The following is a 17415-nucleotide window of genomic DNA, read 5'->3' on the forward strand; positions in this document are numbered from 1 at the left end:
GCAAGAAAAAAGTGTGACAAAAATGTCGCACTTTTTTTGTGTGAATTACTGAAAAATAGTGAGAAGTTTAGTAAAAATCTTGTAAAACACTGTAAAATGTATAGAAATGTTATGGACAAATTGTGAATAATATGGTAAAATTTTACTAAGTCCGGTGAAAGAGGACTGAAATTTTTGTTAGAGCATGCATTAGAAGGAAGCTGCAGACTGCAGCTTCAAAAGATGCAAAAAGAAAGGAGCAAGAAGTATGAAGTGGAGAAAAGTTATGGCATTTTCCCTGGCGGCTTCCATGATCGCAGGACAGGCAGTAAGTGCAGCACCTGCAGCTGAAGCAGCATCCGAGTCTGCACTGCAGACGCAGGCAGACAGTAAGTCCAACACCAATGCCAGCTACACCGACCCGTGGACAAAAACAGCTGTCCCAAATCAGGCCGCAAAAGTAACATCCGACGTGGACAAAACAAAATTCACGCACAAAGAATGGACCGGAGAAACCTATACCGATGTGGATGGCAATCAGGTCAAAGCAGCAGATGTATATGGCATCAACACAGAACAGGCAAGCACTTTTGCAACGACCAATGTGGTGTATGACAGCGTAGAGAAAGCAATCAAAGGTGCAAAAGATTACGACAAAGCAGCATCAAAATATGTACAGTTCTTAACAGGGAAGGATCAGGCAGACTGGTCACTTGTTGTGTTACAGAACCAGGCACTCGCACAGGGTGATGCATACAAAGATTTCTATAAGACCGACTACAAAGCAACGACGAACGACTGGAAAACAAATCTGCAGCTTCCTTGCAGCTGGACGAGACAGGGATTTGATTTTTCTATCTATACCAATGTAACTATGCCTTGGCAGTCAAAATATGACAGTAATGTCAGTGCCCCGAATGCACCGGCAAATTATAACCCGGTAGGTCTTTACCGCAAGACTTTTAAGGTGACCGATGACATGAAGGCAGCAAACGGAAGAGTTTATCTTTCCTTCCAGGGCGTAGAATCTTCCTATTATGTATATGTAAATGGCAAAGAAGTAGGATACAGCGAGGACAGCTACAGTCCACATAGCTTTGATATTACCGATTATCTGACAACAGACGGAAGCGACAACCTTCTGGCAGTTGAAGTTCACAAATTCTGTGACGGTACCTGGATGGAAGATCAGGATATGTATTATGATGGCGGTATTTTCCGTGATGTATATCTGTATTCTGCACCGCTGGTACATATCCAGGACTATAAAGTAGAGACAGATCTCGATGAGAACTACGAAAATGCAACGATGAAGCTGAATGTAACCGTAGCAAATGCTTCCAAGGCAGCAGCAGAAGGTTATAAAGTGGATGTACGTCTTTATGATCAGGACGGAAAGATGTTTGTCAACGATATGACGATGGATCTGGATACCGTTCCGGCAGCAGACGGTGATACCGACGGCAGCGTTTCGACAGCTGGCAGCAAACTGGTTCTTTCACCGGAACTGTGGTCTGCTGAGACGCCGAATCTGTACACGATGGTTCTGTCCCTGTACGATTCCAAGACAGGCACCTACATGGGAAGCGTTTCCCAGCAGCTTGGATTCCGTGAGATCGAGTTTACAAAATCAGAAGTAGATACAAATGGTAATCGTATCACAACCGATTCTGAGTACAAACCGATCACGATCAACGGTAAACAGCTTCTGCTCAAAGGTACAAACCGTCATGATACCGATCCGGAATACGGCAAATATGTACCGCATGAGACACAGGAAGAAGATATCAAACTGATGAAACAGTACAACTTAAATGCACTGCGTACCTCTCACTACAGCAACGACGAGTATCTGTATTATCTGTGTGATAAATACGGTATTTACGTGATGGGTGAGACCAACCTGGAATCTCATGCACTGATGAATCAGGGGGAAAAACAGGTAAACTTCAAGAACCTGGCAATGGATCGTACGGTTACCGCATTCAACAGACTGAAAAACCGCACTGCCATCGTTATGTGGTCAACCGGAAACGAAAATTATTACAGCAGCAGTGCTTCTTATGCAAATGGCATGTTCTATGATCTGATCTGGTACTTCAAGAACAACGACAGTACAAGACCGATTCATTCAGAATCTTCGGATGGAAACAATGGAACCGATATGCGAAGCAATATGTACCCAAGTGTTGATACCCTGTATTCCAGAGCAGCAGCAAATATGCCATATGTTCTGTGTGAATATGACCATGCGATGGGTAATGCGGTTGGTAACCTGAAAGAATACTGGGATGCGATCCGTTCTTCCGACAATATGCTCGGCGGATTTATCTGGGATTGGGTTGACCAGTCCAGAATCTTAAGCCTTGACAATCTGCCACAGTCTTACGTTGTAACAGAAAAGAAAGACGGCGTGGTAGGATCTGCAAGCATTTCTTCTGTCGATGAAAATCCGGACAGCGGAGCACTGACCGGCAAGAGTGCAAATGGTTATGCACTGTTTGAGAGCGATAAATACAACGAAGCACTCTCCGGAAGCGGCAAGAGCTTTACCGTAGAAGTTATCTGCAAACCGGCATCGGACGGAGCAGATAAAGTCCTGATCGCAAAAGGTGACTATCAGTTTGCATTAAAGACAAACAGCAGTAAACAGCTGGAGTTCTTTGCTTACTATAACAACAACTGGAATTCTGTGACAGCGAAAAAACCGGATAACTGGGTAGGAAACTGGCATCAGGTTGTTGCAACTTACGATAAAGGTGCGATCAAGATCTACTGTGATGGAGAGCTGGTTGGAAGCGGAAACGGAAATACAACCATTGCATCCAGCAGCGTAGCACTGGGAGTAGGATGCAGTGCTGACAACGGCAGAACCTTTGACGGTGAAATTTCTATGGGCCGCGTTTACAGCAGAGCACTGTCCCTGGAGGAGATCAATGCTCAGAACAGCACGACACCGGCAATCACAGAGAAATCTGATGATGTACTTCTGTGGGCAGATTTTTCGGGCCTGACCGTTGATGAATCTTCCAAACCGTATGATTACTATGCAGATACCGATGCTCATACAAATCTGTACTCCGATGAAATCAAAGGCAACTTCTATGGATACGGCGGAGACTCCGGCGAAAGCCCGAACGACAACTCCTTCTGTGTAAACGGTCTGGTATCTCCGGACAGGGATGTCCAGCCGGAACTTTATGAAGTAAAATATCAGTATCAGAGCGTATGGTTTACCGCAGATGACAGCAGGCTGCTCGGCGAGACCATCGATGTTTACAATGAAAATAACTTCCTGAATCTGAATGATTTTGACGTGAAATGGACACTGACTGAAGACGGAAAAGAGATTGGCTCCGGTAAACTTTCTGCGGAAGATACCAACATCGCAGGCAGAGAGAGCGGAAGCATCGAAGTTCCGTATCGTGCATCTATGCCGGAAGAAAAGAAAGCAGGAGCAGAGTATTATCTGAACCTGTCTGTACAGCTCAAAGAGGATACCGAATGGGCAAAAGCAGGACACGAAGTTGCTTACGAGCAGTTCCAGATCCCGGCAGAAGTCACAAAAGTAGAGCCGACAGTCAATACAAACGTAACCGTAGATGAAAGTGCAGAAGATGTGATCAAAGTTTCCGGTACCGATTTCAGCTTCGAAGTAGAGAAAGCAACCGGAACACTGAAAAATTATGTATACAAAGGTGAGACTCTGCTGACAAGCGGACCGGTTCCGAATTACTGGAGAGGTATTCTCAACAACGATAACGGTAATTATGATGGAAACTGGAAGAATGTCAACAAAAATGTAACGGCTTCTGATATTGCGGTCGGAACAAACGATGCAGGACAGAAGACGATCCGTGTGACACTGGCAAGTGCAAGCCAGGCAAACCTGAAACAGACCATGGTTTATAAGGTAGACGGAAGCGGTGCAGTGACGGTAGATGCAACCGTAGACGCAACCGGAACAAGCCTTGGACGTTATATCCGTATCGGTACCGTTATGGAACTGCCGGAAGGATATGAAAACGTAGAATGGTATGGTAACGGCCCGGTAGAGGCTATGTGGGACAGAGAAGATTTCGCAACGGTTGGAAGATATAGCAACACCGTATCCGGAATGTTCTATCCGTATCTGGATACACAGGATACCGGTACCGTAACCGGAGTAAAATGGATCAGCGTAACCAACCCATCTGCAAAGAGTGCAATGGCAATCGCAGCAACCGATACGGTAGAAGCGTCTGCACTGCATTTCACAGTAGATGATCTGGATCAGGCACAGCATCCATATGAACTGACCAAACTGGATTCCACGATCCTGACAGTAAACTATCGTTCACAGGGAACCGGAAACAAGAGCTGCGGAGCGGATACACTTTCCGCATACCTGCTTCCAAATAACAAAGCTTATACTTATGAGTACACCATGGTACCATATACCACAAAAGACAGCGATCCGATGGATGTAACACGTGCATACCGCACCGTAGCATCTGTTTCTGAGGATGATATCATCAAAGCAGCAGCAGAAGAACTGAATGCTAAGATTGATGAAATTGATGAACTTTATGTACAGAGAGCCAGTGATGCAACAGAACTTCAGAACATGCTCGTATCTTACAATGCACTGGCAGAAGAAGGTAAGGCTCTGGTAGGTGAACTCCGTTATCAGAAACTGCAGGAGGCAATCGCACTGGCAAAGAAATTTGCAGAGACGGAAGATGCAGCGGTTGTTGTACAAGACAAGAGTGCAAATCATTATGATATGGATATCAGTGCAGCAGCTACAGCAAATATTGCAGAAAAAGACGGCGAAATTAGTCTGAAAGGGTATGCAGATGTAACCGGAGAAACAGCAGATGAAACCTTCAACAGTCTGATCGGGGGAAATAAAGCCTTTACAATTGAAGCTGTATTTAATCCGAATAATGTAGGATACAATGGTGCTGACTACAATATGATCGCATCAAAAGGTGACAGCAGTGCGGCATTCCGTGTTTCTGAGCAGACGGTGTACTTCTTTATCAAGAATACGAATGGAAGCTGGAAGATCGTACAGGTTCCTCTTACTTCAGAAGAAATGAACCAGTGGCTGCATGTAGCAGCAGTTTACGATGGAAACAATATTTCTGTTTATGTAGAAGGAAAAGAAATGGTAACCACACAGAATGTGGGAAGCGTAGCTACAACGACCTATCCGCTTGGTATCGGATATTGTCCGGAGACACAACGTCTTTCTTCCGGATATCTGAAGAACATCCGCGTTTACTCAGCAGCACTGAGCAAAGATGATCTGGATAACGGAACTTACAAAGCAGATAATGAAAAGACGGTACTGTGGTATGACTTCGATGAGTATAAATACAATAACATCGATATGTCTGCAACGGGTGTACATGTTTCGACAGATGCTCTGGAACTGAAAGAGGCAGAAGGTGCACAGGTAAGTGCAGCAATCGCACCATATTATGCAAAAGGCGAGCTTACCTTTGCATCCGAAGATGAAACCATAGCAACGGTAGATGACAAAGGCAATGTAACAGCAGTTAAAGCCGGTGAGACCAAAATCAAAGTTTCTGTAAAAGACAGCGATGTATATGCAGAAATCGCAGTAAAAGTAAACGGTGAACCGGTTGTGGAAAAACCAATCACAGGAGTTTCTGTAAAAGCAGACAAGAGCGAACTGAAAGTCGGCGAAACTGCAAAACTGACCGCAGTGATCACTCCGGAAGATACTACAGACAGCAAAGATCTGAAATATGAATCCAGTGATAAAGCAGTCGCAGAAGTCAGTGATGCAGGTGTGGTAACCGCAAAGGCAGCAGGAAAAGCAGTGATTACCGTAAGCAGTGCGGCAAGACCGGATGTGAAAGCAACGGTTGAGATCAACGTAAAGGCAAAGGATAACGAGCTAGAGACCAAAGAACCGGACAGCGAAACAGAAACAAAAGCTCCGCAGACCGAGACAAAGGCTCCGGAGACAGAAAAACCAGATGTACCGAAGAAAGTTCCGGCAAAAGGATCTGTTCATAAGAGTGCTGACGGCAAACTGGCATTCAAAGTAACAAAATCAGATGCTAAGAATGGTACGGTAACAGTAAGCAAGCTTCTGAAGAAAACGGTCAAGACGGTAACGATTCCGGCAACGGTGACCATTGACGGATACACCTTTAAAGTAACCGCAGTTGCAAACAATGTATTCAAAAATGCATCCAGACTGAAGAGCGTTGTGATCGGAGCAAATGTCAAGAGCATTGGCAAGAGCAGCTTCTACAAATGCAAGAAACTGGCAACGATCACCTTCAAGGGAATCAAAGCACCGGGCGTTGGAAAGAATGCATTCAAGTCCGGAAAATCAAAAGTAACGGTGAAAGTACCGAAGAAGATGAAAAAATCACAGCTGAACAAGCTGAAAAAAGCTCTGAAAAAAGCAGGCGTAAAGAAGGCATCTTATAAGAAAACAAAATAAGGATGCAATTGTCCTTTGTGTCAGGGCGATTCGCAGGCATCATCCAGGATGAAAAGCTGCAAAACAAAAACAGAGTCCCGTTTTCGGGACTCTGTTTTTGTTACAGCAGTTCAGGATATCCAGGCATGTATGTCTCTGAAAGCCGTGGATCAGCGGATAAACCACACCTGGTCTTTTCGAAGCCTTCTGGATGCAAACCATGCACACAGTCCGGTGAATGCTCCGGTGAGAATTCCGCTGATGGTCAGCATCGGCAGATAAACAAGAATACTTGCCGAGCGAAGGATCACCATGGCGATACAGATCTGACCGAGGTTATGGAAAAGGGCACCGATCACACTGATAAAAGGGATGTGCTTTTTCCCGAGCAGCCGAAAGAGCAGTGCCATGGCCACGAAACAGAACAGACCGCCGCACAGGCTGTAGGAGAAGGATACCATCTGCCCGGTCACCATGCTGGCGATCAGGATACGCATCAGAAGTACGCACAGAGCATCCTTCCAGGTAGCATAATACAGAAGCCACAGCGTAACGACATTGGCAAGTCCCAGCTTGATCCCGGGGATCGGGGCGAGCGGCGGCAGCATTGCCTCTACCACAAAAATCGTCAGGGCAATGGTCGTGTACATTGCCAGAAACGTCATATGTTTTACTTTCATACAAAACTCCATTCCGTCGCCCGATCGGGCGACATAGTTTGACAAAACTAACTGCATTATAACAAAACATACGGACACTGGCAAGAGACTTCGGCGGAACTTTGGAGAAATATTGGAGCAGCAGTGAGACGTCTCACATGCACTCGGCTTTACGATGTTAAGAAAGGGATGCAACTTTAGAATTATTTAATAGCCAGTTTATTGATTTTCTGCGGGCGGAGTATTAAGATGAGTCAAGAAACAAAAATCACGTATGACCCATTGCGTTTTCTGATATAGCCTCAGGCGGATCAGAGCGGTGTAAAAGAAAGATAAGGGCAAAAGAAAGGCCGGGTCAGAAGAAAGGGTATAGTATGAGACAGAAATTCGAAAAATTTATGCAGGGCAGATATGGGATCGACCATTTTTCCAGGTTTTTGCTGGTGGGAGCACTGGTATGCATCCTGCTTTCCGGTCTGCTGCGGGCATCGGCACTGAACTATGTCAGCTGGATTCTGCTGATCTGGATGTATTACCGCATGTTTTCCAAAAATATCCGGAAACGATGCGAAGAAGAGCGTATGTATATGGACACAAAAGAGAAGGTTGTCCGGTTCTGCAAAGGGGACAAAAGTGTGATCAGCGATTCCAAAACACACAAAATCTACCGCTGTCCGCATTGCAGACAGAAAATCCGTGTCCCGAGAGGGAAGGGAAAAATCGAGATCACTTGTCCTTCCTGCCGCAGTAAATTTATCAAACGGACCTGATTCTTGCAGTTTTTGCATGAATTTGCTAAAAATTGCAGGAAATATGCTTGTGCATCACAGAAAAAAGTATTATACTTAGAAACATATCAAAAATATTTTGTCAGACTGTTGTACCAGTATTTATGGATTGAAAAAGCAGCAGGTAAGGCGTCAGGAGGATAACATGGGAAAAAATATTGACTGGTCAAATCTTGGATTTGGCTATGTAAAAACAGACTATCGCTATGTATCAAATTTTAAAAACGGTGCCTGGGATGAGGGTACATTAAGTACCGATGACATGGTTACAATCAGTGAGTGTGCCTGTGTATTGCAGTATGCACAGACGGTATTCGAAGGTATGAAAGCATATACAACAGAAGACGGACGCATCGTTGTATTCCGCCCGGACCTCAACGCAGAGCGTATGGAGAATTCCGCAAAAAGACTGGAAATGCCTGTATTCCCGAAAGATCGTTTCGTAGATGCAATCGTAAAACTGGTAGAAGCCAATGCAGATTATGTACCGCCATACGGATCAGGTGCTACTTTATATATCCGCCCGTACATGTTCGGAACAAATGCAGTTATCGGTGTGAAACCGGCTGATGAATACCAGTTCCGTGCATTTTGTACACCGGTCGGACCGTACTTCAAGGGCGGCGTAAAGCCGATCACGATCCGTGTCAGCGATTTCGACCGTGCAGCACCAAGAGGAACCGGACATATCAAAGCAGGTCTGAACTATGCCATGAGCCTGCATGCGATCATGGATGCACACCGTCAGGGATTTGACGAGAACATGTATCTGGATCCGGCTACAAGAACCAAAGTAGAAGAGACAGGCGGAGCAAACTTCCTGTTCGTTACAAAAGACAACAAGGTCGTAACTCCGAAGTCAGACAGTATTCTGCCTTCTATCACACGCCGTTCTCTTGTTTATGTTGCAAAAGAATATCTGGGACTGGAAGTAGAAGAAAGAGAAGTTTACTTCGATGAAGTAAAAGATTTTGCAGAATGTGGACTTTGCGGAACAGCCGCTGTTATCTCACCGGTTGGAAAGATCGTAGATCACGGCAAAGAAATCTGCATGCCAAGCGGTATGACAGAGATGGGATCGGTTACCAAAAAACTGTATGAGACACTGACCGGTATCCAGATGGGTCGTCTGGAAGCACCGGAAGGATGGATCAAGGTAATCCGCTAACGGAAATTACATTTTGTTTACAAAAATTAGAAGATTTTAAGAACCGCTCTTTGTTATAGTAATAGCGAGGGGTGGTTCTTTTGGGTTGCCGCAGGCAGCACCGCGACAGGAGGACTGTATGAGAATTGTACTTGCATCCGCTTCGCCGAGAAGGCGTGAGCTTTTAGAACAGGCCGGGATCGATTTTGAGATACTGATCGGCAGTACCAGAGAATGTATCACAAAAGAAGAACCGGGAGAGATCGTTGAAGAACTGTCACTTGCAAAAGCAAAGGGAGTTGCAGAAGCCGTGACAGGAGACGCTGTGATCATCGGGGCAGATACGATCGTTGCCAAAGGAAACAAAGTACTTGGGAAACCAAAAGATGCCGAAGATGCACATCAGATGCTTGCCATGCTTCAGGGAGAGAAGCATCAGGTTTATACGGGCGTGACACTGTTACAGAAAAAAGGGGATGAAAGGATCATCCGGTCATTCCATGAAAGGACCGATGTCTTTATGACATCGATGAGTGATCAGGAGATCGAAGCGTACATTGCCACCGGGGAGCCGTTTGACAAGGCAGGCAGTTATGGAATACAGGGACGTGCAGGAATTTTCGTAGAAAGAATTGAAGGAGATTATTATAACGTGGTCGGACTTCCGATTTCCAGACTCTGCCGGGAACTGAAGAGCCTGGAAGCGGAGGATGACCGGAAAGAATGAAAGCAGGGTAACTGCACCGATGGCGGGCAGTTATAAAATATAGAAGTACGGGGGCAGAGAATTATGGCAAACCGCATTCTTGTGGTAGAGGATGATACGGCGATTTCAGAGCTGATCTGTATGAATCTGGAAGTGACCGGCTACGAAGTGGTTCCGGTTCTGGATGGCAATGAAGTTGAGGGAACACTGGAGAAAGAGGAGGATTTTGACCTGGCACTGCTGGATATTATGCTGCCGGGCAAAGACGGCTTTGAACTTCTCGGAGTTATGAAAGAACATGGCATACCGGTCATTTATATCACGGCTAAGGCAGATGTAAATTCCAAGATCAAGGGACTGAGATCGGGAGCAGAGGATTATATCGTCAAACCGTTTGAGGTTCTGGAGCTGCTGGTGCGTGTGGAGAAAGTGCTGGAGCGTACCGGAAAGCAAAAAGAGATCATACAGGTGAAAGATCTGGAGATCCATTTATCAGAGCATAAAGTGACCAGAAACGGGCAGACAGTCAGTCTGAAGCCGATGGAATATGATCTGCTGGTATTACTGGCAAAGAATAAAAATGTGGCATTTACCAGAGAACAGATGCTGAATGAAGTATGGGGCAGCAATTATCTGGGAGAGACAAGGACGATCGATGTACATATCGGACAGCTTCGCAGGAAACTGGATCTGTCGGATGTCATCAAGACCATTCCGAAGATCGGATATCGACTGGAGGAGTAGTATGAAGCTCTGGCAGAAAATATCTCTGCTCACGGCAGCGATTCTTTTGATCTCCATGGTAGTTTACGGTGGGATCACAGTGTATGAGACATCAAATTATAACATCAGGCAGACATCAAGTGCAGCGTCACGACAGGTGCGTGCGACCGCTTATGCACTGGGACAGAGTCTTGAAAATGCAGCTACGGAGGAGATGAGCGACACCGCAAGGAAAGCTTATCTCCAGTTTTTGCTGCGCAGATACAGCAGCAGAGATTACATGCTGCTTCAGGACTGGCAGCTTGCAGCTAATACCACGAATTTCGAGCTGACCGGAAACCGGCTTGAACAGTTTGATTCCTATGAACCGGTGGCAGCTTTTCAGCAGAAAAACGGCAGACATCTGATGATCGTCGGACAGAAGATTCCACTTTCAGACAGTAAAAATACATCGTATCAGCTTCTGCTGGTGCGGGATATTTCGGAGATTTATAACAATGTGCTGACGCAGATTGGCATGTTCCTGATCATTTTGGGTGCAATCGTTGCGGTGGCGATCAATGCGGTGTTCTGGATGATACGAAGAATGTTAAAACCGCTGCGTGACTTAAGAGAGACAGCCGGTGCGATCAGCCAGGGACAGCTGGACCGCCGTGTACGTGTGCGTTCCAATGACGAGGTCGGGGCACTGAGCGTCTCTTTTAATCAGATGGCAGACCAGATAGAATATCAGATGGAGGAGCTGGCACAGGTTTCTGAGCGAAGGAAACAGCTTCTTGGCAGTCTGGCACACGAGCTGAAAACACCGATGACCTCCATCATCGGCTATTCAGATACGCTTCTGCATGTGAGGATCAACGAAGAACAGCAGAAAAAGGCACTGACGCACATCAACAACGAGTGTCGCCGTCTGGAGCGACTTTCCGGGAAGATGATGAATCTGCTGGAGCTTTACAACAACGAGACGATCCATATGGAGAAGCATCCGGTCAGCCAGCTGATCGGAAAAGTGGCGGAGCTTGAGAAGTATCATCTGAAAGAACAGGGGATCACACTGGAAACCAGGAGCGATGACACCGTTCTGCTCATGGACATGGATCTGATGGAGAGTCTTCTGGTGAATCTGATCGATAATGCCATGAAAGCTTCCAAAGAAGGTGATACCATTTATGTTGAAGCGGTCGGAACATGCATTCTGGTGGAAGACCACGGAAGAGGAATCCCGGCAGAAGAGATTCCGAAGATCACGGAGGCTTTTTATATGGTTGACAAATCCAGAAGCAAAAAAGCAGGCGGGATCGGGCTGGGGCTTGCACTTTGCACACAGATCGTGAAGCTTCATGGTGCAAAGATGGAGATCAAAAGCAAACCGGGCGTCGGTACGCAGATCCGGGTGATCTTTTCGGAAGAACAGTAAGGAGAAAAAATGAAAAGGGCAAAAAAAAGAATCTTACGAAGGATCGTATGGATCGGAATGATCCTGATGGCTGCAGGATTTCTGACCGGTTGTATGGAAACATCGGAAGATGAATGTATTGTAAAGGAAAAAGAGACAGAGACCGGAGACAGTATCCGTCCTTATTCTTCCGGCACAGAGGCAGTGGAAAATGTCAGCGTAGCAGAACAGGTACAGGCAGCGAGTCCCTGTATGCTGAGTGTGGAAGAAGGTAAGATTCATGTGGATCTTCAGGCGAGTGTTTATCTCCCACAGGGAAACAGCATGAAGATCTACAAGGCAAAGACACGCTATTTCACGCAGGAAGATATGAATGGCTGGATCCATATCCTGACGCAGGGACAGCCGCTGAAAAACGACAAGGGAGATACGATTCCCTGGCGGGCACAGCAGGAGCTTAGCGGAATGGTGAAGATGACAGATCCGTATGCCTCCTGGGCGGCGGCAGGCAAGAAAGTGTATCAGTTTGAAATGCAGAATCTGCTGGAAGACGGCTACAAAGAATCCGGTGTTTCACTCAGAAGGGAAGAATGTGAATATGTACCGTGGAGCAGGGATGACAGCTGGCAAATTCTGCATACAAAGGTTGGAAGAAAACGGATGAGAAAAGAAGCAGATGCTCTGCTTCAGACTCTGGGACTTGCAGAAGAGTTTCATTTTATGCAGTCACGGGCGGTTTACTGTACGGAAGATTCTGTGAATGAAAATACCGGGGAAGAAACGGAAACAGGCGATACCGGAGCCTCGGAGCAGAAAATGGGCTGGAGGTTTTACTATACAAGGCAGGTGGACGAAGCACGGATCAACCAGAGCACAGACCACAGCCTGTCAGGGGATATCCTGTTCGGACTGGGCGGCAATCTGGATATGGCTTCCCCGGAAAACGAGGGAGAGGGATACGACGGAACAGGATCAGGGACGGAAAACTGGAAACCGAGCCGGGAAGCCGAAAGCTTTTATATTACCTTTGATGATGAAGGTCTTGCAGAAGTGACCTGGATCAACCCATGTATCGTAGAAGAAAATGAGGGCGGAGGAGTTTTTCTGCTTCCGTTTTCAGATATTCTGCAGGTCTTTCAGAAATCGATCACCAAACAGTATATTCTCGAGATGCTCTCCGGCAACGGTCTGGAGGTTTCCGCAACCATTCAGACGATCCGGCTTGGATACCGCAGGATTGAAACCGAAGACAAAGACGGAAAAAAGAAAAAAGAGCAGATCATCCCAGTCTGGGATTTTATCGGTACTTACAGCAGTCCGCAGACGGAACAGCTGCTGGCAGATGCGGATGATCTCTGGGTGCAGTGTTACCTGAGACAGGAACGGACAGACAGTCTGCTTACAATCAATGCAAACGACGGAACCATCGTAGACTGGGGAAATGAATTATAATTACGGTTCAGATTGCCTTGAGGGGAAAACTCTGTTATACTCTTACTATGATGCCAGGATTGTGGGAGTGCGACGCACGGAACAATCCGCAGGCATCATAGTTGGGGACTTTTGACACCAACATCCTTACTATCTAGGAAGTGAAAGAAGGAGAAATCGTATGCAAAAATATGGAGAAATCAAAGATCTTGTAAATGCTGTTCTGGAAAGTTATGATAAATATCCGGTCATTCAAAACATCGACTGCCGCAGCCGGATCAACAGTGAGAGTGTCAACGACCTTCTGGAAATGATTCGCAAGATCCTTTTTCCGGGCTATTTTGAGATAAAAAATCTTCGAAAAGATTCGATCGAATATCATGTCGGAGAACTTCTGGAAAACATAGAGTATAACCTGACCAAGCAGGTCATGATGGCACTGCCGCACAGCAGCAAGTACCGTGAGGCGGATAAAGAGACCTTGATGGAAAGTGCAAGAGAGATCACGCATCGTTTTCTGGAGAAGATCCCGAAGCTGCGTGATGTGCTGGCGACCGATGTCCAGGCAGGATACGAGGGCGATCCGGCTGCGTTTAACACCGATGAAGTCATCTTTTCTTATCCGGGTATGTATGCGATCACAGTCAATCGTATTGCACATGAACTCTATCTGCTCGGTGTGCCGCTGATCCCGCGTATGATGACCGAACATGCACACAGCCTGACCGGGATCGACATCCATCCGGGAGCATCGATCGGAGAATATTTTTTTATCGACCACGGTACCGGTGTTGTGGTCGGTGAGACCACGGTGATCGGAAAATATGTCAAGATTTATCAGGGTGTGACACTTGGTGCACTTTCCACCAGAGGAGGACAGAGCCTTCGCGGTGTGAAACGTCATCCGACCCTGGAAGACAACGTAACCGTATATTCCGGAGCATCGATCCTTGGCGGAGAGACCGTGATCGGCACCGGAGCGGTGATCGGAAGTAATGCATTTATCACATCTTCCGTACCGGCTCAGACGAGAGTCAGCATCAAAAATCCGGAACTGCAGTTTAAAGACCGCTCCAGAAAGGCATCTGAGCTTGGTCAGGAAGGATTCTTCAACCGCAAAGAAGAGGACTAAAGAAAAGGAGTAGTATCGTGAAGTTTTTTCATATAGCAGATACACACCTGGGAGCGATCCCGGATGCCGGTTTTGCGTGGAGTGAAGAACGCAGAAGCGAGATCTGGGAGAGCTTTCGCAGTGTTGTGGCAAAGGCAGATCGAGAGGAAGTGGATCTGCTGCTGATCGCAGGAGATCTGTTTCACAGACAGCCACTGATGCGCGAGCTCAAAGAAGTCAACTATCTGTTTTCCACGCTGAAAAAAACAAAAGTTGTGTTTATCATAGGAAACCATGATTACCTGAAAGTAGACTCTTACTATCTGGATTTTCCGTGGAGTGAGAATGTGACCTGCCTCCGGGGCAAGGAATGTGAAAGTGTCGTGTTTGAGGATCTGGATACGGAAGTGTATGGATTAAGTTACCATACAAGGGAGATCAAAGAGCCGAAATATAATGATCTGCAGCCGGAGAAAAAGGCCGGTTTTTCCATTCTGCTCGGGCACGGCGGAGATGCAAAGCATATTCCGATCGACCGCAAAAAGCTGCTTCTGTCGGGCTTTGACTATATTGCACTTGGACATATCCACAGACCGGAGATGATAGAGCCGGACCGTATGGCGTATGCCGGGGCGTTAGAGCCGATTGACCAGAATGACATCGGTCCTCATGGCTTTATTGAAGGGAAATATAACGAAGGCAAGCTGAGTATTTCGTTTGTGCCGTGGGCGTGCAGAGAGTATATCCCACTTGAGCTGGATACGAAAGAATGTCCGACCAACCTGGCATTTCAGGAGACAGTGCGGATGCGGATGGCAGCAAAGGGAATGCAGCATATTTATAAAGTGCTTCTGCAGGGATATCGTGATCCGGATATTGTATACGATCTGGATGCCTGCAGGAAGCTTGGAAATATCGTAAGCGTACAGGATGAGAGCGTTCCGGACTATGATTTTGAACGGCTTATGCGTGTCCATGCGGGCGATATTGCCGGAAGATACATCCAGACTCTGTATCATAAAGACATGAGTGATACAGAGAGAAAGGCATTGTATTACGGAATACATGCACTGCTGGAGATGAGAGGATAAAAGTACATGCGGATACTGGAATTAGAAATCATTAATTTTGGAAAATTCAACCACGAGACAGTCACATTTCATGATGGAATGAATCTGATCTATGGCGAGAATGAAATGGGAAAAACAACGCTTCATTCATTTATCCGCGGTATGTTTTTCGGGATTGAAAAGCAGAGAGGGCGGGCAGCCAGAAAAGATGAATACAGCATCAGGGAACCGTGGTTTCATGCAGGACAGTTTGCAGGTATCATGCGATTTGAGAGCGGCGGCAAAATCTTTCGTCTGGAGCGAAATTTTTACCGCAAGGAAAAGAGCGTCAGCCTGGTATGCGAGACAAACGGTGAAGTACTGTCCGTAGAAAAGGGCGATCTTCAGGTTCTGATGGAAGGCATGAATGAGGATGCTTTTCGCAATACCGTGTTTTTTAATCAGCAGTCGGCAGCGACGGACGAAGGTCTGGCAAGAGAACTGCGAAATTACATGACCAATCTGCAGAATTCCGGAGACGGTGAGATGAACGTCAGTGCGGCGATCAAGAGCCTGGAAAGCCAGAGACGGCATCTGGAATCCGAACAGAAGCGTCTGGATGCAGAACAGGCAGAAGAGCTGGAAAGCCAGCAGATGCGTCTGGAGTACGTGCGTCAGGAACTGCTGGAGCTGTCCGAAGAACAGAAACACTGTGAAGTCCAGATGGCACGCATCGCAAAAGAGCGGATCGCACTTCAGGCGAGACTGACAGAAAAAAAGAGAAGCCTGGAGAAAATGAAGCGGGAACTGGATATTCCGCTGGAAGAGAATGCCGGTAAAGATGAGATGGAGTCCTGGAAAATGCGAATGGAAGCAGGACAGGACAAACGCAGGATGCTGTGGCGTAACCAGGAGCTCTGGCTTTTAGGAGGCGGTGTGCTGGCACTGCTGGTTTGCATTCTTGTGCCGCATATCTGGATCAGTGCCCTTGTGCTTGCCGGATGGCTTGGGATTTCTGCCATTTTTGTATGGAAGATCTACCGTCGCCATCAGGAGGAGCAGGAGCGGCAGGAGCGTATCCAGAAACGGATGCAGGAGCGTATGAAAAAAGAGATCCAGGCCGAGCGGGAGCGTTCCGCAAAGCGTGAGAAGCTTCTGGAAGAAAAATACCATGAAGAAGATGAACTGGCTCAGCGTGAAAAAGAGCTGAACCTGGAATTTGAAAAGCAGATGTGGAATCAGGAACGCATCAGTGCGGAGAGCAAAGAAAAACAGGTTATTTTAAACAATCTGGAAGAGAGCCTCCAGGAATTGCAGGAAGAGAATGAGCAGAGCGGAAGTATCCAGGAAGAACTCGATGCGGTACGTCTGGCGATTATGACGATGAACCAGATTTCTGAGGATATTTACAAAGAATCTGCCGCACATCTGAATCAGAAAATCTCCGATATTTTAAGCCAGATCACAGAAGGACGTTATACCAGTGTATTTCTCGATGCAAACATGGAAGTACGTATCAATACGCCGAAAAAGCTGCTCTCCCTGGAACAGGTGAGCCGCGGCACGATGGAGCAGATCTACTTTGCACTGCGTATGGCGGTCGGTGAGATGTTCTGCCAGGATGAGACCATGCCGATCATACTGGACGATGCGTTTGTGATGTATGATGATAAGAGACTGAAACAGACACTGAAATGGCTCTATCACAGCGGAAGACAGGTGATATTGTTTACCTGCCATGGAAGAGAACAGAGGATTCTGGATGAGATAAAGCAGGAGAACTAAATTTTTGAATGTGCAAATGAACGAATTCCCCGAAGGCACGCACGGATATTTTTGTAAGTGTATGGAATGTATAAAAATGAGAGTATAGAAGTGTATAGAGTGCCGGACGAAAAGGTAGTGTAAAATAGTTTGTGTTTCTGGTAAAAAATGGCTCCTTTTTGGTAAGAATTTAGATATGACAATTCTTATCGAA

At 46.5% G+C, this 17415-nt stretch carries 11 protein-coding genes; 10 read left to right on the forward strand and 1 reads right to left on the reverse strand.

Going from position 1 to position 17415, the window contains the following annotated elements; genetic code table 11:
* Positions 1–247: 247 nt before the first annotated feature.
* Positions 248–6448, forward strand: a complete 6201-nt coding sequence (locus tag GPK60_RS03920; protein WP_215658891.1) for a glycoside hydrolase family 2 TIM barrel-domain containing protein — start codon at positions 248–250, stop codon at positions 6446–6448.
* A gap of 149 nt (positions 6449–6597) precedes the next feature.
* Here the strand turns inward: GPK60_RS03920 and GPK60_RS03925 are convergent, their stop codons facing one another.
* Positions 6598–7107, reverse strand: coding sequence for a Gx transporter family protein (locus GPK60_RS03925; protein WP_022119505.1), 510 nt, complete (start codon positions 7105–7107; stop codon positions 6598–6600).
* Between the two features lie 353 nt (positions 7108–7460).
* Between GPK60_RS03925 and GPK60_RS03930 the strand changes: the two genes are divergently transcribed.
* From GPK60_RS03930 to GPK60_RS03970, 9 genes are all read left to right on the forward strand, one after another.
* Positions 7461–7856 (forward strand): hypothetical protein, encoded by a 396-nt coding sequence (locus GPK60_RS03930; RefSeq protein WP_022119506.1) that lies wholly within the window; start codon positions 7461–7463, stop codon positions 7854–7856.
* A 127-nt stretch (positions 7857–7983) separates the two neighbouring features.
* Positions 7984–9042, forward strand: coding sequence for a branched-chain amino acid aminotransferase (locus tag GPK60_RS03935; RefSeq protein ID WP_276572156.1), 1059 nt, complete (start codon positions 7984–7986; stop codon positions 9040–9042).
* Positions 9043–9160: 118 nt separating this feature from the next.
* Complete coding sequence (locus tag GPK60_RS03940; protein ID WP_022119508.1) at positions 9161–9748, forward strand: Maf family protein; 588 nt, start codon at positions 9161–9163, stop codon at positions 9746–9748.
* A 63-nt stretch (positions 9749–9811) separates the two neighbouring features.
* A complete protein-coding gene (locus tag GPK60_RS03945; protein ID WP_173895236.1) occupies positions 9812–10471 on the forward strand; it encodes a response regulator transcription factor in 660 nt (219 codons plus the stop codon).
* A gap of 1 nt (position 10472) precedes the next feature.
* Positions 10473–11867: a HAMP domain-containing sensor histidine kinase gene (locus tag GPK60_RS03950; RefSeq protein ID WP_215658893.1), complete on the forward strand. Its 1395-nt coding sequence runs from the start codon at positions 10473–10475 to the stop codon at positions 11865–11867.
* 9 nt (positions 11868–11876) lie between these two features.
* Positions 11877–13298 (forward strand): DUF6034 family protein, encoded by a 1422-nt coding sequence (locus GPK60_RS03955; protein WP_215658894.1) that lies wholly within the window; start codon positions 11877–11879, stop codon positions 13296–13298.
* Positions 13299–13458: 160 nt separating this feature from the next.
* Positions 13459–14409: a serine acetyltransferase gene (locus GPK60_RS03960; RefSeq protein ID WP_022119512.1), complete on the forward strand. Its 951-nt coding sequence runs from the start codon at positions 13459–13461 to the stop codon at positions 14407–14409.
* A 17-nt stretch (positions 14410–14426) separates the two neighbouring features.
* Complete coding sequence (locus tag GPK60_RS03965; protein ID WP_215658895.1) at positions 14427–15479, forward strand: DNA repair exonuclease; 1053 nt, start codon at positions 14427–14429, stop codon at positions 15477–15479.
* Positions 15480–15485: 6 nt separating this feature from the next.
* Positions 15486–17222, forward strand: coding sequence for an AAA family ATPase (locus tag GPK60_RS03970; protein ID WP_173866570.1), 1737 nt, complete (start codon positions 15486–15488; stop codon positions 17220–17222).
* Positions 17223–17415: the final 193 nt, after the last annotated feature.

Source organism: Ruminococcus sp. MCC718, assembly GCF_018783905.1.
Classification (GTDB): Bacteria; Bacillota; Clostridia; order Lachnospirales; family Lachnospiraceae; genus Hominisplanchenecus; species Hominisplanchenecus faecis.